Genomic DNA, 16,833 nt, shown 5'->3' with positions numbered 1-16,833 from the left:
CGTGACTGACGCTGCCCCTCCACGGCTTGAAATCCGCGACATGGTGCGCAGTTTTAGTGGCCGCCGCGTGGTGGACGGGGTCAGCCTGTCCATTCAGCCGGGTCAGGTGACGTGCCTGTTGGGGCCGTCGGGCTGTGGCAAGTCGACGACGTTGCGCATGATTGCCGGTGTCGAGATGCAGGATTCAGGCGAGATCTACGTAGATGGTGCCCTGATTTGCGACACGAAGTTCCGTGTTCCGCCAGAGCGGCGGGCCATTGGCCTGATGTTTCAGGACTTTGCCCTGTTTCCGCATCTGAGCGTCGCGGGCAACGTGGCTTATGGGTTGAGTAGGTCCAAGTCCGAAAAGCGTGTCCGCGTTGAAGAGATGCTCAAGCGGGTCCGCATGGAGCGCTTTATTGATATGTATCCCCACCAGTTGTCAGGGGGTGAGCAGCAGCGCATTGCGCTGGCCCGTGCGCTGGCACCGCGCCCGCGTATCATGCTGATGGATGAGCCGTTTTCAGGTCTCGACAACCGTTTGCGCGATGGCATTCGCGATGAGACGCTTGCGATCCTCAAGGAAGAGGACACCGCCGTCTTGCTGGTGACGCACGAGCCGGATGAGGCGATGCGCATGGCGGATGAGATCGCGTTGATGCGCGATGGACGCATCGTTCAGCAGGGTGCGCCTTACAACGTTTACACTCGGCCTGTGGATCGCGCATCCGTTGCGTTCTTCAGTGATGCCAACCGTCTGCGCGCCACAGTTGAAGGCGCTTTGGCAATGACTCCATTTGGCCGGTTTCTGGCGCCGGGTGTGCCGGATGGGACGGATGTGGACATCGTGTTTCGCCCGCAGCACGTGAAAATCGACTTTGATCGTGCCGGTGTTGGCCCCGGGCCAACGGCCACAGATGGAACCGCAGCGCGTGCCACTGTTCAGCGCTCACGGTTTATGGGCAACGAGAGCCTTGTGGAGTTTCGTCTGGATCACGACGGCGCGATCATCAAGGTCACCGTACCCGGCGTGTTCCTGCCCCAGGCAGACACCGTGATGTGGCTGCGCATTCGGCGCGACAAGTGTTTTGTCTTTCAATCCGAGGAGGGGGGCTGATGGGACCCATGATCGTGGAATTTGGCCTTGGCACATCCCTGCGCCGTGGCGACTACACTCAGGCAGCGGAACGCGCGGTGCGCGCCGCCCTGTGGCGCAACTCGATCAATCTGGCCGAATATATGGGCGTTGCAAAAGAGGATATGGTGATTGAGGTGCGCGTTGGCTGTGCACAGCCTGACGCGGTTGATGTGGATGTTCTGGCGGATGCGTTTCCATATGGGCAGACTTCGTTTGTCGTGGAAAAGGGTGGTTTGGATGTGGTTCGGCCTGACGGCACCGGGAATCCGACTGTTATGGCGCAGGCCGCGCTGATTGTGTCGGTGGCATCATGAATCAACAGCGTTTGATCATCGAAATGGCCCAAGGGGTCGACCTGCACGGACGCGATGACTCCAAGGCGGCGCGGCGCGCGGTCGAGCAGGCATTGCAGGGCGCATCCCTGCCGGTTTTCGGCACGTTGGGTGTGGATCGCGAGACAATGCGCGTTGTGGTGCATATCGGAGTGCCGCGACCTGAGAGTGTCGACGTGGAGGTGATCGCGGGTTTGCTGCCCTACGGGTCGGTCGAGGTGGTCGTCGAGGCTGGTGGTCTGGATGTGCCTGTTGCGGGTGACGTTCATGTGATGGCGGTGGCTGCACTTGAGGTGTTCTTACCGGTTTCTTGAACGGCCGCTCTTAGCTCAGTGTCGGGTGCCACAGGGCAGGTCACAAGTGCGAAGCAAAACGCGGAATGCTGGGTTTTGTTAAATCAGACAAGGTATTAAAAGGCCCCGAGACACGCGGGGCCTTTGCATCATTTTGGTTCGGCCAGTTAACCAGAAGCGAAGCTGGAACCGCGTTCGACGCTCGTCATCTTCATTGGAAGCTCTTCTGCGGCTTGATCACGGATCTCATCGATGCGTGATTGAGCGGCCTGTCCAGCAGCCGCGTCCGCGTATTTCGTTACAACAACAAAACTCAAATCACCTGTTCTAATCATATCTACACTTTGTGCGCCCAGTGCCTTTACCATCGGTACATATTTGTCGCGGGCCAAAGCTTCCATTTCGTCGGTCCATTCGGTCGCAGCCCAGTGCGAGACGGAGTAGTAAGACATTTGTAGATCCTCCCAGTTTAGAAGCCTCACTTTGAAACTTCAGGGCCTATTTGTCGCACAGTTTCAATATTCGCCCTAGAATAATGACTCTTTGGGAGAGTCTGCCTGTTCCGCGTCGCCGGTATTGGCGCCGGTGTACCGCAGGTCTATGTGTTCTTCGTTTGGCGGGTTGCTCGTGACCAGTCACGGCCTTGAAACTTTGGAATCGAAAACCCTACGCATTGATTTGAGGTACCTCACAGGTTCGGATCATAGTCGCTGAGCTGCTTTCCGGGCTCGTCAACGAACATTTCTGGCAATGCCTCGGCCGACTGGATCAGGTCCACGCGGAACACACGGAAATCATTTCGTTTTTCGCACCATGCGGTCAACGTCCACACACGCCCCCAATACTCCATATGTAGCGGGCGGATGGTGCGCGTCGTGATCCGATCTCCCTTGGAGTGATAGGTCAGCCGCAGCTTCTGCCGGGCACGGATCGCAGCGCGCAAAGTTGGCATCTGTGCGAACCCGCGCACCGCATCAGCAAAGGGATAGACGGCGAATTTCCATTTGTCTGCGTCCGCCACTGTGCGTTCCGGCAGAACGGCGTCGATCTTGTCGGCGAGGGTTTGGGCCGCCCCTTTCAGTGTTTCATCGGCGGCTTCTGCCACGATGGCCATGCCGAGGTTGAGGGCTTCCAGTTCTTCGACCGTCATGGTCAGGGGCGGCAGGCTGATCGCCTCGGTGATCATGTAGCCCACGCCCCGTTCGCCCTGAACGGGCACGCCGGAGGCGACCAGCGTATCCATGTCGCGGTAGATGGTGCGCACCGACACCTCACAGGCCTCAGCAATCCCCCGTGCGGTGTGCAATTTGCCGTCGCGCAGGATCTGGATGATGTCAAAGAGGCGGTCGGTGCGACGCATGTTACTCCTGTTGCAGCTGGATCGGTGCGTGGCGCATGTCCATACCTTCAGGCGAGATCATGGCCATGAACGGCTGCGCTGCGGGCTGTTCAAACATCTGGGCGGAGGCAGCCTTGGCGGCCTCGAGCGAGGTCCAGGTGATGTGGTCGGTCCACAGGCCCGTGTCATCGACGGACAAAGTGCGTTTGATCATGGCGCCGGTGCTGCGCAGGAAAGGGCCCATATCATCTGCAGCTGAGACAAAGGCGGCGGGGTCAGCGCCATCAACAAGCCGGAATGTCACGACTTCTGCGACAGGACTTGTGTTGCCTGATCCTTCGCCTGCTGCTGGATGGGCAATGGTGGAAGCGAAGAGGGTGGTCATTATGGTGCGCATCGATGTCTCCTGTTGTTCGAGCGGTGATACGCCGGGTTTAGCCCTGTCCAACTGACACTAACCTGTCAGTTGGGTTGAGGCCAGAAGGATTTTTTCTGATTTTGCCACGCAGATCAGCGCCAAAGCCGCTGTGTTGACTGGTCGTTGTCGCGCGTCACCCATATCAAGCTCGGCAACAGGCGACGTGTGTCGCGCGAACAGGGAGACTTTGAAATGCTGAACAATATTGGTTTGCCGGGCATCCTGCTGATTGCAGTTGTGGTTTTGGTTCTTTTTGGCCGGGGCAAGATTTCGAGCCTGATGGGCGAAGTGGGCAAAGGCATCACCAGCTTCAAGAAGGGCATCAATGATGGCCAGAAAGAGCTGGAAGAGGAAGCCGCGGCAGAGGCCAAAGACATCACGCCTGAGGCGGAAGACGTCGCGGTGAAGTCCGAAAAAGACAAGGCCTAAGCCATGTTCGACCTCGGCTGGACCGAGATGCTGGTGGTCGGGATCGTCGCGTTGATCGTGATCGGCCCCAAGGACCTGCCCGTGCTGTTTCGCAATGTCGGTCGCTGGGTTGGCAAGGCCAAAGGCATGGCGCGTGAGTTTTCCTCTGCCATGAATCAGGCAGCGGACGAGGCGGGCGTGAAGGACATCCAAAAGTCGATCAAGACGGCGAGTAACCCAATGGGTGCTGCGATGGACGGGGTGAAAGATGCGGCCAAGGACGTGACCTCGGCCCTGAACAACCTCGATCCAGAGAGCGAGACCGGCAAGATGGCTGCCGACAAGGCAGAGCGCGCTGAAAACGCACGAAAAATTCAAGCGGCAACCGCGCGTGCCCAAGCCGAGCGCAAAGCCAAGGAAGCTGCAGACGCCTTGAAGAAGGCGGAGGAGCTAGAGGCTGCGGCGCCGGCGAAAGAAGAGAGCAAAGATGGCTGACACGTCCGACGTTGATGACAGCACAGCGCCGCTGATCGAGCATCTGGCGGAACTGCGCACGCGCCTGATCCGTTCGGTCATCGCGTTTTTGATCGGTATCATTCTGGCCTTTGCTGTGGCCGAACCGATCCTGCAATTCCTGCTTGGGCCTATTGAAGAGACCTTGCGCGACCTCGGCGATCCGTCTCCGACGATGCAATATACGTCGCCGCAGGAATATCTGTTTACGCTGTTCCGCATCTCGATGGTGTTCGGATTTGCTCTCGCCTTTCCAGTGATTGGCTTTCAGATGTGGCGCTTTGTTGCGCCGGGCCTGTATCGGCAGGAAAAGAACGCGTTTCTACCGTTTCTGATTGCCTCGCCACTGATGTTTTTCCTTGGCGCATCGTTCGCACATTTCGTTGTGACTCCATTGGCTATGGCCTTTTTCCTTGGCTTTGCCGATGTGCCGTCGATCATTGCCGGACTCATGAACGGGTTTGTCAGCCCCGATGTCGTGCCGGAAGTGGCCGTACCGGTGGCCCCAGAGACGGGCGAAGGCATTCGCATCACTTTCTTTGGGAAGGTGAACGAAAGCCTTGATATCACGTTGAAATTCATCATGGCCTTTGGCCTGTGCTTCCAGTTGCCGGTTCTTTTGACCCTGATGGGCAAGGCGGGTCTTGTCAGTGCTGAAGGCCTTGGGAATGTGCGCAAATACGCAATGGTGGGCATTTTGGTGTTGGCGGCGCTTGTGACGCCCCCAGACGTGATCACTCAAGGCATTTTGTTTACGGTGGTCTACGGCCTTTATGAAATTTCCATCTTCCTCGTTGCTCGTGTCGAGAAAAAGCGTGAGGCCAAGCTGCGCGCTGAAGGCTACTATGACGACGAGGATGATCTGGGCGATCTGCCTGAGGACGATGCGAAGCCATGATTGACGATCCTATGGACCGCATCGCGGCGGCGCTTGAGAGGATGTCTCCTGCGCCGATGGCAGCACCCGACTTTGACGCCAGCAGTGCATTTGTCTGGGGTACGGAGCCGGATCGTCTGGAGCCTGTGGCACAGGTGTCCCGAATCCCGCTTGACCTGCTGCTGGGCGTTGAGAGGTCACGCGATACGCTGCTGGCCAACACTCGCCAGTTTGCCAAAGGTCTGCCTGCGAACAATGCTCTTTTGTGGGGCGCGCGAGGCATGGGGAAATCGAGCCTTGTCAAGGCGATACATGGCGCCCTTGAAGCAGAGTTTCCACAATTGAAAATTGTGGAACTGCACCGCGAAGACCTGCCGTCCGTGGGCCGTTTGCTGGCCGTGATGCGGCAAGCGGAGCAGGCGCGCTTTGTGCTCTATTGTGACGACCTCAGCTTTTCCCACGACGATCAGCACTATAAATCCCTCAAGGCGGTACTGGATGGCGGGATCGAAGGGCGCCCGGAGAACGTGATCCTGTACGCCACGTCCAACCGCCGCCACCTGATGCCACGCGACATGATCGAGAATGAGCGCGGCAGTGCGATCAACCCGTCCGAGGCAGTTGAAGAGAAAGTGTCTCTGTCAGACCGCTTTGGGCTTTGGTTGGGGTTCCATGCCTGTGATCAGGACCAGTACCTTGCAATGATCCGCGGCTACTGCGGGGCCTATGGTGTCGAGATTGACGATGAATCCCTTTGGGCCGAAGCGATCGAGTGGCAGGCCACACGCGGGTCGCGGTCGGGCAGGGTGGCATGGCAGTTTTTCTGTGATCTCGCCGGGCGACGAGGTGTCAGCCTTACGGCCTGATCGCCCGTCGACGCGCTGTGGCAACGCGCCGTTGTGCAAGTCAGAAGGCTCCGTGTGTTGCTTAGAAAGCGTGGATCAAACCGCAAAGAACTGACTTTGGATCATTGGCAGCGAACGGCGGTTCTGAGCCCAGTTCGGACGACAGAGCTACTCTTGTATGCCGGCGCGTCGCGGCCGTCGGCATACAAATAGGTATTTTCTTGCTGGTCGAACATGACAGTTGCTTTCGTATCCCCAATAGATCAAAAATTTGCCCCGAAGCACTTGATGTGAAGGTCCTCTTTGGCGAGCAACGCTAAAGCACTGCTGAGCCCGCTCTCGTCGTTGAAACATAAGATTACAGGATCGGCCCGCTTTTTGAGCCAATCAGCCTTCCACTGCACAAAGCTGATTAAAGCGGCGCGCCCGGTGCGCATTATCCCTCAGACGGCGGCATATCGTTTGGATCAACAAAGGGGCCATCTTCGAACAAGTATTCGAAGAGTGCCTCGATGTAATCGAGCCATTCATCACCATCGGCAAAGTCCTGGCCCGTGAGTGCTTCCCAGCGCGCCTGATCCATGCCCTCCAATGCGATCATCTCGTTTAGCCCATCATGAAAGGCGTCCGAGACCTCGGATTTATGGGGCTGTTGCAGATAGGCTTTCAACGCTTCGATATCGTAAGCTTGGGGATCGAGATAACTCCCGGCAAGCTGGGTCAGCGCGGCCCTTGTGGTCATCTCAGCCATGCATTTTTGCTCCGAGTGTCATGTTCTGTAGGTCTCCGTTCAAGTCGTTTTTCCCTGCGCTGACCGATTCCTGCGGTTGTTGCGCTTCCGGCGTTTCCGTTTTGGTGCCGGTTTGGTAGGTGCAGGAGCAGGTGCCGGAACAGGCGGCGGGGTCGCTCCAATTGGCGCGGGCGCGCGCGTTTTCGGATTTGGATAGAGCGTAACTAGGCGCAGCGAGCCATCGTCAAGCAGGTCATAGATTGCCTTGCACGTGCTCCCAGCCTCCCAGACAGAGCCGACAACCTGGCCCGCTTTGTCCAGGTTAAAACGCTCGACCCCTTGCACGCTTTTGGCCCAATCAGGACCCAGAACATCCAACAGTGTCGCTTCGATCACCAGGCGTTCAGGGCGTCCGCCTTTAGGGGGCGGAACGATACCATCGCTCGTGATCTTGGCCAACGCGCGCTCGCGCGCATAGAGTTCGGCCTCAACATAGGAGGCTTTGTCCGTGAAATTCGACGCACTCTTGACCTTGTTCTTGGCTTTCGCCCCGGTGCGCGGATTAACCTTTTTTTCTATCCGGTCCCGCTGGTTGTCCATGGTCAGGCCAGGGCCATGACATTCCGGGCCATGGGCCGCCGGAGGTTGGTCAACATTGGCATAAAAAAGATCATCCATCTTCGCCTTCATCACCCGCAATTCGTCGATATTGGGCGGCGGCGGTATCAGGGCAATCGAACTTTTGAGAGCCCCGCGCAGCTTGGACATTTGACCATATGCGCTGCGCAAGAATGTGGGGTCACCGGTGGCCTTGGTCTCCCATTCGGTGATCTTTGGGCTTAGCGCGGCAAGTTTGGCGGGATCAACGGCGGCGGCAACATTGCTCGCAATTGCGCCGGTGTCAGAGATCGTACTAACAAGGGTCTTGATTGCATCCAACGCCTGTTTGGCTTTGGCGGGGCTTTTGGCGGAGACCGCTTTCTGGAAAAACACAATAGCTTGTTTGATTTTGGCCTTTAGCCCATCGGGCGCGTTGGGAAGACTGGATGTCAGGGTCGGCTTATAGGCTTCGAACGCAACAACAATCTTGGCCAGAACATCCTCGGAATCCGTCGATAGGTCCGTTGCCTCACCGTCGGTTTCGTCAGAGGCCGCGTCAATGACGTCGCCATTTGCAGCCTTCAAAACCACCTGCATCTTAATTTTCAGGGTATTGAGGTGCTTGCGAAAAGCCTTCGCAAAGTTGGCTGGTGTAGAATCGGGATCTTCAACAGTGAGGTAGGCGGTCTTTCCCTCAACTTTCAGAACCCCAACGGCGCCTTTGGGTGTCGCGCCATCATCCTTTGCCGCCTTGCGCATGGCGGACATGCTCTTGGTCTTATGGGCTTTGAACACGAATCCCGTATCGCCACGAAATAAAGCGAAGTTATGATCGCCCTTCTTTGCCGCAGTCATGATGGCCTTAACTTCATTGGCCTCATTTCCACCGCCGCCAGATTTGTTTTTCGCCATCGCCATCGCCATCGCCATCTCCCACGCCCTTCTAGTACCGAGGGCAGTCGACAATTTGTCAAGATGTTTTGCCGACGTCCGCAGTAGTCTCCCTCATCTTGCCAAACATCGAATAGTATCTGAGCCAACGACCACATCCGGTACAGCTTCGCTTCCGACATCTGCCCCTCCAACGCGATAGTTCGCATCCGATACTGCAAGAAGTCAGCAAAATGCGAAGGCAGCAGTATGTTTATGCGCTTGTGGCCAGCGACCGATTAACGCCACCGCCAGTGTGGTTATTCAGCCAGCCTACGCTCCTGTAAGTCAACATTTCAGAAGTTGAAAAGGCCTTGAAACGCCGCTTTGCAGTTAACAGTAGCTTTGTGCCTTGGCCAGCCCGTCAGATCACCGTTTAACGCTGCATCGCAGCAAGAGGCGGCTTAGTCCCGCACAGCGGAACTTAGGAAGAGCCTCAGTTAACGTCTGTTAAACGGATTGTTCAAAACCTAATCGATAAAGATGCAAAGCACACAATGGCCGTACAGCCCAGCATGGTCGACGGTTCTGACGTTTTTACACGTCACCATCGCCATCCGGTTTGCGCAACGTTGGAAGCGTGCACAGAATATGAAGAGTTGCCCACAAAGTCCTCTGTAAACGCTGCGATTTGATCAAAGGCCTTGGAAATCGTCCTCGAGTGGATACAGGATTTCCAATCCGCGCGCCTCCAAAATTATTTTTATCGCGTGTTCGCCCCTTGCTAGTTCGGCGAAAACGTTCGTTCTCGCTATTTGCTTGGGACCGCTAAACTTGTGGCATGGTGGCGCTACCAGCTCAGGTAAACAAGGATCATTCGGCCGCTCATTTCAGTGTATGCATCACATTTGCAAACGGCGAAGCGACGAGAATAACAGCTCATACAGAGACCCTTGGGAAACGCAGCCCAAGTTTTCAGCACTTGCCACCGTCCTATTTTGACTTACCCTAAAGGGTGGCATGGGGATGCCGCTGGTCCTGCCGCTGGGTTGAGGAGCCTTGGCAGGATAAAACAACGGAAAACCCCAGTCTGAACTATTAGGCGTGGTCGATTTCTCTAAATTGTTGGCTGCGTCAGATTCCTAGGGAGGGAACATGAAAGATACAGTTAACCGCAGAAACTTTCTGCGCGGTTCCGCTGTGGCCGGTGCCGCAGCTTTGGCGACGCCCGCGATTGCGGACGGTCATGGGACAACACTCAAGATGCAGGCAGCCTGGGGCGGCGGCATCTTCCTCGAGAACGCACAATCCTTTGCGGCTCGCGTAAACGAAATGTCGGGCGGCTCTCTGACAATCGAAGTTCTTTCGGTCGACGCCGTTGTGAAAACCAGCCAGATGCAGGACGCGGTACACCGCGGCGTTCTGGACGCGGCACACTATGTCCCAGCGTATTGGTACGGCAAATCCAAATCGGCTTCGCTCTTCGGTACAGGCCCTTGCTTTGGTTGGTCTAGCCAAGAAGTTTTGGGATGGGTCCACGCAGGTGGCGGCCAGGAACTCTTTGACGAGTTGATGGATACGCTGCGCCTCAACGTCGTGTCCTTCTTCAACTCACCAATGCCTGCGCAGCCTCTTGGCTGGTTCCAGGAGCAGATCACAGACGCTTCGCAAATGGACGGCCTCAAGTACCGTACCGTTGGTCTGGCTGCTGACGTTCTGCTGGAAATGGGTATGTCGGTTGTTCAGCTTCCGGGCGGCGAAATCCAGCCTGCTATGAAATCAGGCCTGATCGACGCGGCTGAATTCAACAACCCCACTTCTGACCGCGACTTTGGTATGCAGGACGTGTCCAAGCACTACCACCTCGCGTCTTACCACCAGAGCCAGGAGTTCTTTGAGGTCACGATCAACAAAGACAAGTTCAACGCACTGTCGGATGAGCATAAAGCGATCATCAAGAACGCATCTATGGCTGAAAACTCCGGCTTCTACTGGGGCAATACCAAGCGCTATTCAGACGACCTGCTGAAGCTGCAGGAATCTGACGGCGTGAACGTATACCGGACGCCGGATTCGGTGATGGCCGCACAGCTTGAAGCATGGGACAAAGTCACAGCGCGTATCGCAGAGGACGATCCGTTCTTTGCCAAGGTGATGGAATCGCAAAAAGCGTATGCGAAGGATGTGATGAACTATCTCAACCTGAACCAGCCTGACTATAAACTGGCCTACAACCACTACTTCGGTTGATTTCAGTACAAGACTGAGATGTCCGGGCACCGTTTCGGTGTCCGGACATCTTGTCCGCGGGTTACACAGTAAGCCCAGTGGATCTGTGGGGAGAATAAAAAAGATGAGATTTGTTCACGCGATCGAAGGCCTCAGCCTTTGGACGGGGCGGGCTTTTGGGTGGTGCATTTTGATCCTGACACTGTCGGTCTCTTACGAGGTCTTTGTGCGCTACGTGCTGAATTCGCCGACCGTCTGGGCGTTTGACATGATGATCCAGATGTATGGCGCATTGTTCCTGATGTGCGGAGCGTATGCACTGGCGCAGGACACGCATGTAAGGGCCGACGTCGTCTATCGCCTGTTTCCGGTCCGGGTGCAGGCAGCCTTGGATTTCCTGCTCTACTTCCTGTTCTTCTTTCCCGGCATCATCGCACTGGTCTGGTACGGTTATGAAATCGCCTCGGACAGTTGGCGCTACAAGGAAGTTAGCTTTAACAGCCCCGCCTCAATCCAAATCTACTTCTTCAAGTCTCTTATCCCACTGGCAGGCGGTCTGCTTGCGATACAGGGTATCGCCGAGCTGGTGCGATGTGTGATGGCCATTCGCACCGGTGTTTGGCCTGAACGTTTGGCTGATGTGAAAGAAACAGAGGATCTGCTGAGCGAAGCCGATCTTGAGGCGATCGAAGCCATATCTCCGAATAATCGATAAGCCGCTTAGCGCTTCTAGAAAGACAAAAAAGATGACAAATCCCGAAGTCGCCCTGCTGATGCTTGCGCTCTTTATCGTCCTCGTCCTGCTGGGTTTCCCAATTGCCTTTACATTGCTGGCGATGGGTGTCGCCTTTGGCTACTACGCCTACCATCAGGGCGGCTCGATCGAGAGCTTCAGTGATATATTCAACAACAACATCTTCTATCTGCTGAACCAGAACACTTATTCGGTGATGGAGAACCCGATACTTGTCGCGATCCCGCTGTTCCTGTTCATGGGCTATGTAGTGGAGCGCGCCAATATCGTCGATAAGTTGTTCTTCTCCCTCTACATGGCAGCGCGAAATTTGCCCGGCAGCCTTGCCATTGCCGCACTGGTGACCTGCGCCGTTTTCTCAACTGCATCAGGCATCGTTGGAGCGGTTGTCACGCTGATGGGATTGTTGGCCTTTCCCGCGATGGCCAAGGCTGATTACAACAAGAGCTTCGCCTCTGGCGTCATTTGTGCGGGCGGTACGCTGGGCATTCTGATTCCGCCTTCGATCATGCTGATCGTCTATGCCGCGATTGCGGACCTGTCTCCGCTGCGCCTTTATGCTGCGGCCCTTTTCCCAGGCATGCTGCTTGCGGGCCTTTATATCGTCTACGTGATCTTTCGGGTCTGGCTGACGCCGTCGCTGGCGCCCAAGCCCACGATTGAGAACCCGCCACCCCCGCGGGAGATTTATTGGGACCTGCTCGTCAGCTTCGTACCGTTGACCGTCCTGATCGCACTTGTCCTCGGATCCATCTTGGGCGGCTTGGCGACGCCAGCAGAGGCCGCTGCCATGGGTGCCCTTGGGGGTATGGTCCTGGCGGTGCTCTATCGGTCCATGACATGGACCAAATTGAAGGAAAGCGTGTTCCTGACGGCAAAAGCCACAGCAATGGTCTGCTGGTTGTTTGTCGGGTCGTGGACGTTTGCGTCCGTATTTTCCTATCTCGGTGGCCATGACATCATCGCCCATTGGGTGGGGGGCATGGACCTTGAGCCGTGGGAATTCCTGATCCTCGCGCAAATCATCATCTTCCTGTTGGGCTGGCCGCTGGAGTGGTCGGAAATCCTGATCATCTTCGTGCCGATCTTCTTGCCTCTGCTCGAAGTCTTCGGCGTGAACCCCTATTTCTTTGCGATGCTCGTTGCGCTGAACCTGCAAACTTCTTTCCTGACCCCGCCCATGGCCATGTCGGCCTACTACCTAAAGGGCGTGCTTAAAAAGCAGATCGAGTTGATGGAAATCTTCCGTGGGATCATGCCGTACTTGGGCATCGTGATTTTCACGATGGTGCTCATGTACCAATTCCCAGGCATCGCGTTGTGGTTCCCTGACTACCTCTTTGGGCCCTACATCCCGTGATCAAGGATGCCTACACTCTTTCGGCAACAGAGGCCCTTGCCGCTATGGCGGCAGGGCGACTGACTTCTGTCGCTTTGGTCCAATCTTGCCTTGATAGGATCAATGCTACAGACGATGCGATAAAAGCTTGGGTATTTCTGGATCCGGACGCGGCACTGGCACAAGCCGCGGAAAGCGACCGGTTGCGCAAAGCAGGAATGGCGTTGGGGGCTTTGCATGGCATTCCGGTTGGTCTGAAGGACATCATTGACACAGCCAAAATGCCGACGCAGCGCGGCACTCCAATCTTTTCAGGTCGCGAGACCAAGCATGTGGCCCGACTGGTCGAACGGCTGCGTGAGGCCGGCGCGGTCATCATGGGCAAAACAGTCACGACTGAACTGGCCTTCGTCCATGCAAATGAAACCCGCAATCCACACAATCCGGACCACAGCCCGGGTGGATCCTCCAGCGGATCTGCGGCAGCAGTCGCGGCGTGCCATGTGCCGTTGGCCGTCGGAACACAGACAAATGGATCGGTGATCCGGCCAGCGTCGTTTTGCGGCACATTCGGGTTCAAACCCACACGTGGAGTGATCTCACGCACAGGGCTGTTGCAAACCTCTGTATCTCTGGATCAGGTAGGTTGCTTTGGCCGCACTTTGGCGGACACAGCACTGCTGACCGACGCCATTGGCGGTTATGACCAACATGACCCAGCCAGTTTCGCTCGGCCTCGTCCGGATATGTCAGCAGGGGCGGGGGCAGACGTGCCTGTGCCACCTGACCTTGCGTGGTTCGACCTACCGTTCAACGACAGGCTTTCAGAAGATGCGCGCACAGGGCTTGATGCCGTTCTGGATATTCTGGGGCCGCAGGTAACACGTATGCAGCCCGCCGACACATTGTCGAACCTTGTCGCGGTGCAAGCACGCATCCACGAATACGAAATCTGTTGGCATCAGGCCGAGGTGTTCGATCAACACTGGGATCAGATAAGCGAGACGCTGAAACCGGTCATCACACGTGGCCGCCAAATTACCCAAACCGAATACGAGGACGCGCTTGCCGTCAAAGCATCTGCGGAGGCTTTCTTTGCCGATTTCTTCGTCGAGTTTGATGCGATCATAGCTCCCTCGGCAGCAGGTGAAGCACCTTTGTTTGGCAGTGGCACCGGCGATCCGATATTCTGTACACTGTGGACGTTGGCTGGTTTGCCTTGCGTCACGCTGCCCCTGCTTGTGGGTGAAACAGACTTGCCGATCGGGGTACAGCTGATCGGACCGGCGGAAAAAGACGACCGGTTGCTGCGCACCGCGCGCTGGTTGCAGACCGAACTGGCCCAAGCGGCCGACGCATAGAGAGGACATACCATGTCATACACTGTGAAACTGATTGTCGGACTGATTGGAACGGCGTTCCTGTGCATCTTCATTGGAGGATTGTCGCAAAGTATCTCGAGTGGCTTTGCTGGTTTCTACGGCGGACTGCCCTTCATGATCATCGCCATAATCGTTTGCGGCATGGCGATTTATGATTTCTGGGATGAATGCGTGCGCAAAAAAAATGACCCGTAAACGCCTATGGATCACTCGACGCTTATCTGACGCCACGCTGGAGCGAGCCGCGCGGGACTATGACGTGGTGATCAACCACGAAGATACTCCCGGCACGGCAGATGAATTGATTGCAGCCAGCGCCGATTTCGATGCCATCATTCCATGCCATTCTGAACATTTCAGCGCCGCTGTGGTGGCGCAGTTTTCGGATCGGCTGCAGATCGTGGCAAACCACTCTGTGGGTGTGGATCACTGCGATTTACCTGCGCTCAGGAAACGTGGCATCGCGGTAACGAACACGCCTGACGTGCTCTCGGATGCCACGGCGGAACTCGCGATGTTATTGATGCTGGGTGCGGCACGTAACGCGGTGGCAGGCGACCGTATTGTGCGCAGTGGCGGTTGGGATAGCTGGTCGCCTGCGTTCATGGTCGGTAAGCAAGTTACGGGCGCTCGGCTGGGTATCATCGGGATGGGACGTGTGGGCCGTGCTTTCGCCGCAAAAGCGCGCGGCTTTGACATGGACATCCACTACTACAACCGTACCGAATTGCCCGCCGATCAGGCGCAGGGCGCGACCTATCACGACAGTGTCGAAAGCCTTCTGAACGTCGCGGATTTTTTGTCATTGCATTGCCCGGCTACGCCGGAGACGACAAACCTGATGAATACGGAACGCTTTGCCCTGTTGCCGCAAGGTGCTGTGATCGTGAACTCCGCACGCGGAGCGCTGGTGGACGAGGCTGCGCTGTTGGACGCTTTGGCAAAGGACCACGTCGCAGCTGCAGGCCTTGACTGCTTTCAGATCGAGCCTGGTGGAAACCCTGCATTTTCGGCGCATGACAATATTTTTATGCTGCCACACATTGGCAGCGCCACGCGTCAAACCCGCGACGCTATGGGGTTCCGGGCGCTCGACAATCTGGATGCATTCTTTGCCGGGAAGACACCTGGTGACTTGCTTTAGTCGCTCGCGTCACAGTGACTTGGCTTGAGCAGGGCAGGAGACAGCGATCGCGCACTGTTCGCTGAAGGTTCAACCTGTCTCCCTTAAACATTTCAAACTGGCCCGGAGTTCATGTTTCACCGAGTCCTGCCCTTGTCGATCAAAGTGGGGGCACTTTTCAAGCTGCTCGTTGGTAAGGTCCTTTGGGCGCCCACAGGGGTTTTGAAGTAGTTCTGTGTCGGCGACATGGATGAAACCGGCTCAGCCTAATTCATAGGACCTCAGGGCCATACGGGTGCAGGGAGCAATCGGTTCCGACCTTTGGCTGTCGATACCAAGGCCTATGGCGATGCTGCAGAAATCTTTCTCTTTATTTCATTAAACCTCGCTCGCCCCTGAAAACCAGACGTCGGTTTTGGCTGGGATACTACATATTGCTCCCCGTTTGTGTCGCGCCCCCAAAGCATCGCAGTGCCGTCCTGAAGAACATTAACCAAAAGATGGACATCGTAAGGTTCGAAACGATAAACCCCCTCCTCATCAATCCCACTCGTCGTTGCGTTTTTCCACACATACCCCCCGAAAGGGGAATCATGAGTCTGCCATGTCCCTTCGGTGATTTCTTGCCTATAAAAATCTACAGATTGGAAGGAGCCGTTTTTCGCAAAATACAATTCAGTGAAATATCCCTTTGCGCCATCCGTAATGTCAAATCGAATAGAGTTTCCGGCATATCGGCTATAGACCTCGGCTTCTGTAAGCGTTCGCGATCCTTCAACCATAGCAGCGCTGATGGGAGGGCCATCACGAAGACAGCCCGATACGAAAAGAACGCAAATAGAGAGCAGGCAGATTGAAACTCTGCTCAGATATGGGTGATTTGTCATAAAGACTATCCTATGATTGCAGGTTAGAAAAAACCCGAATGCACCACGTCTCCAGTGCATTCCACTCAGGCTTTCGAACGAAACTCGGCTATATTCATCCCGCATTTCCCTGCACTGCGGACAGTGAAGACGACTGCGTTGAATGATCGACTGAGCGCAATGCAGACCTCAGGGGCAAGCTCAGGATTGGTTGATAAAGCTACAAAGCTTTTCTTGCTGGCGTGGGTTGGCTGAGGACCAGAAGATTTCTGTGATACGTGAGGATCATTGCCCCCACCACCAGCGCGGATTTGGTGATGTAGGAGAAAAGCCTACCACAAATGGATCAAAGTCCATTGAGCCTTTATAAAAACTCGGGTGTATAAAAACGTACATTGAATCACCTTTGACAAAACGCGTTGATTCTTGTCCCTTTTGTGTACCTTTTTCGATCTTTATGACGTTTTTCTTGTATCCTTTCGCAACCAATGCAGTCTGAAATGCATCGTCTAGTGCACGTACACCCGCCATATCGTGGTCGGCCGTCCCCTTAACCCTGAGTTTGAATGCAGCATAACACACACGCCCCCTTTTAATGCTATTTGCTGTTAATGTTATGTAGCGGCCAGTTACAAACTTTTCATGTTTATCATAAAAGCTTTTTTTCCTGTCGAGGTTCCACTAAACCCTGCCTGTTCGAGGGCAAGTGTGGGAAACTTCCCGGTCGCCAAGTACGAAGCGCATGCTTCGGCCGCAACTTTTCCATCCTTTACATGGTCAATGGTTTGGGACTGCACT

The 16,833-nt window shown here is 55.7% G+C and carries 20 protein-coding genes; 13 read left to right on the top strand and 7 right to left on the bottom strand.

The genetic code is table 11. The features are described from left to right. Positions 1–40: 40 nt before the first annotated feature. Genes ABJD00_RS07825 through ABJD00_RS07815 form a run of 3 tightly spaced genes read left to right on the top strand, consistent with a single transcriptional unit; the run spans position 41 to position 1,763 of the window. Positions 41–1,096 (top strand): ABC transporter ATP-binding protein, encoded by a 1,056-nt coding sequence (locus ABJD00_RS07825; protein WP_413829653.1) that lies wholly within the window; start codon positions 41–43, stop codon positions 1,094–1,096. Then, the gene (locus tag ABJD00_RS07820) at positions 1,096–1,431 is read left to right on the top strand and encodes a Lin0512 family protein (protein ID WP_413829439.1); all 336 of its coding nucleotides are present in this window, start codon (positions 1,096–1,098) and stop codon (positions 1,429–1,431) included. Before ABJD00_RS07825 ends, ABJD00_RS07820 begins: the two co-directional genes overlap by 1 nt. Continuing rightward, positions 1,428–1,763: a Lin0512 family protein gene (locus ABJD00_RS07815; protein WP_413829438.1), complete on the top strand. Its 336-nt coding sequence runs from the start codon at positions 1,428–1,430 to the stop codon at positions 1,761–1,763. Before ABJD00_RS07820 ends, ABJD00_RS07815 begins: the two co-directional genes overlap by 4 nt. A gap of 146 nt (positions 1,764–1,909) precedes the next feature. Here ABJD00_RS07815 and ABJD00_RS07810 read toward each other — a convergent pair whose 3' ends face one another. The 3 genes from ABJD00_RS07810 to ABJD00_RS07800 form a co-directional block, all read right to left on the bottom strand. Further along, positions 1,910–2,194, bottom strand: coding sequence for a hypothetical protein (locus ABJD00_RS07810; RefSeq protein WP_413829437.1), 285 nt, complete (start codon positions 2,192–2,194; stop codon positions 1,910–1,912). 236 nt (positions 2,195–2,430) lie between these two features. Continuing rightward, on the bottom strand, positions 2,431–3,102 hold the full coding sequence (locus ABJD00_RS07805; protein ID WP_413829436.1) for a helix-turn-helix transcriptional regulator: 672 nt from the start codon (positions 3,100–3,102) through the stop codon (positions 2,431–2,433). Position 3,103: 1 nt separating this feature from the next. Further along, a complete protein-coding gene (locus ABJD00_RS07800) occupies positions 3,104–3,478 on the bottom strand; it encodes a hypothetical protein (protein WP_413829435.1) in 375 nt (124 codons plus the stop codon). 213 nt (positions 3,479–3,691) lie between these two features. Here ABJD00_RS07800 and ABJD00_RS07795 point away from each other — a divergent pair, with 213 nt between their 5' ends. From ABJD00_RS07795 to ABJD00_RS07780, 4 genes are read left to right on the top strand one after another with little or no spacing between them, the layout of a single operon-like run. After that, positions 3,692–3,928: a twin-arginine translocase TatA/TatE family subunit gene (locus ABJD00_RS07795; RefSeq protein WP_108837805.1), complete on the top strand. Its 237-nt coding sequence runs from the start codon at positions 3,692–3,694 to the stop codon at positions 3,926–3,928. A gap of 3 nt (positions 3,929–3,931) precedes the next feature. Beyond that, positions 3,932–4,402 carry a Sec-independent protein translocase protein TatB gene (gene tatB / locus ABJD00_RS07790; RefSeq protein ID WP_413829434.1) on the top strand — a complete coding sequence of 157 codons (471 nt, stop codon included), beginning with the start codon at positions 3,932–3,934 and terminating at the stop codon, positions 4,400–4,402. Next, entirely contained in the window at positions 4,395–5,318 is a 924-nt protein-coding gene (gene tatC / locus ABJD00_RS07785; protein WP_413829433.1) for a twin-arginine translocase subunit TatC, read from the top strand. The genes tatB and tatC overlap by 8 nt, the downstream gene beginning before the upstream one ends. Next, entirely contained in the window at positions 5,315–6,163 is an 849-nt protein-coding gene (locus ABJD00_RS07780) for an ATP-binding protein (RefSeq protein ID WP_413829432.1), read from the top strand. The genes tatC and ABJD00_RS07780 overlap by 4 nt, the downstream gene beginning before the upstream one ends. Before the next feature lie 415 nt (positions 6,164–6,578). On the opposite strand, the gene ABJD00_RS07775 is transcribed toward ABJD00_RS07780, so the two are convergent. Both ABJD00_RS07775 and ABJD00_RS07770 read right to left on the bottom strand, forming a co-directional pair. Next, a complete protein-coding gene (locus tag ABJD00_RS07775) occupies positions 6,579–6,893 on the bottom strand; it encodes a hypothetical protein (RefSeq protein ID WP_413829431.1) in 315 nt (104 codons plus the stop codon). Positions 6,894–6,932: 39 nt separating this feature from the next. Next, entirely contained in the window at positions 6,933–8,384 is a 1,452-nt protein-coding gene (locus ABJD00_RS07770; RefSeq protein WP_413829430.1) for a hypothetical protein, read from the bottom strand. A 1,113-nt stretch (positions 8,385–9,497) separates the two neighbouring features. Between ABJD00_RS07770 and ABJD00_RS07765 the strand changes: the two genes are divergently transcribed. The 6 genes from ABJD00_RS07765 to ABJD00_RS07740 all read left to right on the top strand — a co-directional run bounded on the left by ABJD00_RS07765 (position 9,498) and on the right by ABJD00_RS07740 (position 15,190). After that, on the top strand, positions 9,498–10,592 hold the full coding sequence (locus ABJD00_RS07765; RefSeq protein WP_413829429.1) for a TRAP transporter substrate-binding protein: 1,095 nt from the start codon (positions 9,498–9,500) through the stop codon (positions 10,590–10,592). 103 nt (positions 10,593–10,695) lie between these two features. Beyond that, on the top strand, positions 10,696–11,286 hold the full coding sequence (locus tag ABJD00_RS07760; RefSeq protein WP_413829428.1) for a TRAP transporter small permease subunit: 591 nt from the start codon (positions 10,696–10,698) through the stop codon (positions 11,284–11,286). A gap of 31 nt (positions 11,287–11,317) precedes the next feature. Then, positions 11,318–12,685: a TRAP transporter large permease gene (locus ABJD00_RS07755; RefSeq protein WP_108839111.1), complete on the top strand. Its 1,368-nt coding sequence runs from the start codon at positions 11,318–11,320 to the stop codon at positions 12,683–12,685. Further along, positions 12,682–14,025, top strand: a complete 1,344-nt coding sequence (locus tag ABJD00_RS07750; protein ID WP_413829427.1) for an amidase — start codon at positions 12,682–12,684, stop codon at positions 14,023–14,025. Before ABJD00_RS07755 ends, ABJD00_RS07750 begins: the two co-directional genes overlap by 4 nt. 12 nt (positions 14,026–14,037) lie before the next feature. Next, positions 14,038–14,241, top strand: coding sequence for a hypothetical protein (locus ABJD00_RS07745; protein WP_413829426.1), 204 nt, complete (start codon positions 14,038–14,040; stop codon positions 14,239–14,241). Beyond that, on the top strand, positions 14,231–15,190 hold the full coding sequence (locus ABJD00_RS07740; RefSeq protein WP_413829425.1) for a 2-hydroxyacid dehydrogenase: 960 nt from the start codon (positions 14,231–14,233) through the stop codon (positions 15,188–15,190). Before ABJD00_RS07745 ends, ABJD00_RS07740 begins: the two co-directional genes overlap by 11 nt. A 320-nt stretch (positions 15,191–15,510) precedes the next feature. Here ABJD00_RS07740 and ABJD00_RS07735 read toward each other — a convergent pair whose 3' ends face one another. Continuing rightward, entirely contained in the window at positions 15,511–16,056 is a 546-nt protein-coding gene (locus tag ABJD00_RS07735; protein ID WP_413829424.1) for a hypothetical protein, read from the bottom strand. 264 nt (positions 16,057–16,320) lie between these two features. Further along, positions 16,321–16,566, bottom strand: a complete 246-nt coding sequence (locus ABJD00_RS07730) for a hypothetical protein (protein WP_413829423.1) — start codon at positions 16,564–16,566, stop codon at positions 16,321–16,323. Positions 16,567–16,833 lie beyond the last annotated feature (267 nt).

This window comes from Tateyamaria sp. (genome assembly GCF_039945315.1).
Lineage (GTDB): Bacteria > Pseudomonadota > Alphaproteobacteria > Rhodobacterales > Rhodobacteraceae > Tateyamaria.
This window is presented reverse-complemented; position numbering and strand designations above follow the sequence as displayed.

What these genes read in the sequence shown, in the direction of transcription:
- ABJD00_RS07825 (WP_413829653.1), top strand. Translation starts at nt 41, where the DNA reads ATGGTGCGCAGTTTTAGTGGCCGCCGCGTGGTGGACGGGGTCAGCCTG.
- ABJD00_RS07820 (WP_413829439.1), top strand. Translation starts at nt 1,096, where the DNA reads ATGGGACCCATGATCGTGGAATTTGGCCTTGGCACATCCCTGCGCCGT.
- ABJD00_RS07815 (WP_413829438.1), top strand. Translation starts at nt 1,428, where the DNA reads ATGAATCAACAGCGTTTGATCATCGAAATGGCCCAAGGGGTCGACCTG.
- ABJD00_RS07810 (WP_413829437.1), bottom strand. Translation starts at nt 2,194, where the DNA reads ATGTCTTACTACTCCGTCTCGCACTGGGCTGCGACCGAATGGACCGAC.
- ABJD00_RS07805 (WP_413829436.1), bottom strand. Translation starts at nt 3,102, where the DNA reads ATGCGTCGCACCGACCGCCTCTTTGACATCATCCAGATCCTGCGCGAC.
- ABJD00_RS07800 (WP_413829435.1), bottom strand. Translation starts at nt 3,478, where the DNA reads ATGCGCACCATAATGACCACCCTCTTCGCTTCCACCATTGCCCATCCA.
- ABJD00_RS07795 (WP_108837805.1), top strand. Translation starts at nt 3,692, where the DNA reads ATGCTGAACAATATTGGTTTGCCGGGCATCCTGCTGATTGCAGTTGTG.
- tatB (WP_413829434.1), top strand. Translation starts at nt 3,932, where the DNA reads ATGTTCGACCTCGGCTGGACCGAGATGCTGGTGGTCGGGATCGTCGCG.
- tatC (WP_413829433.1), top strand. Translation starts at nt 4,395, where the DNA reads ATGGCTGACACGTCCGACGTTGATGACAGCACAGCGCCGCTGATCGAG.
- ABJD00_RS07780 (WP_413829432.1), top strand. Translation starts at nt 5,315, where the DNA reads ATGATTGACGATCCTATGGACCGCATCGCGGCGGCGCTTGAGAGGATG.
- ABJD00_RS07775 (WP_413829431.1), bottom strand. Translation starts at nt 6,893, where the DNA reads ATGGCTGAGATGACCACAAGGGCCGCGCTGACCCAGCTTGCCGGGAGT.
- ABJD00_RS07770 (WP_413829430.1), bottom strand. Translation starts at nt 8,384, where the DNA reads ATGGCGAAAAACAAATCTGGCGGCGGTGGAAATGAGGCCAATGAAGTT.
- ABJD00_RS07765 (WP_413829429.1), top strand. Translation starts at nt 9,498, where the DNA reads ATGAAAGATACAGTTAACCGCAGAAACTTTCTGCGCGGTTCCGCTGTG.
- ABJD00_RS07760 (WP_413829428.1), top strand. Translation starts at nt 10,696, where the DNA reads ATGAGATTTGTTCACGCGATCGAAGGCCTCAGCCTTTGGACGGGGCGG.
- ABJD00_RS07755 (WP_108839111.1), top strand. Translation starts at nt 11,318, where the DNA reads ATGACAAATCCCGAAGTCGCCCTGCTGATGCTTGCGCTCTTTATCGTC.
- ABJD00_RS07745 (WP_413829426.1), top strand. Translation starts at nt 14,038, where the DNA reads ATGTCATACACTGTGAAACTGATTGTCGGACTGATTGGAACGGCGTTC.
- ABJD00_RS07740 (WP_413829425.1), top strand. Translation starts at nt 14,231, where the DNA reads ATGACCCGTAAACGCCTATGGATCACTCGACGCTTATCTGACGCCACG.
- ABJD00_RS07735 (WP_413829424.1), bottom strand. Translation starts at nt 16,056, where the DNA reads ATGACAAATCACCCATATCTGAGCAGAGTTTCAATCTGCCTGCTCTCT.
- ABJD00_RS07730 (WP_413829423.1), bottom strand. Translation starts at nt 16,566, where the DNA reads ATGGCGGGTGTACGTGCACTAGACGATGCATTTCAGACTGCATTGGTT.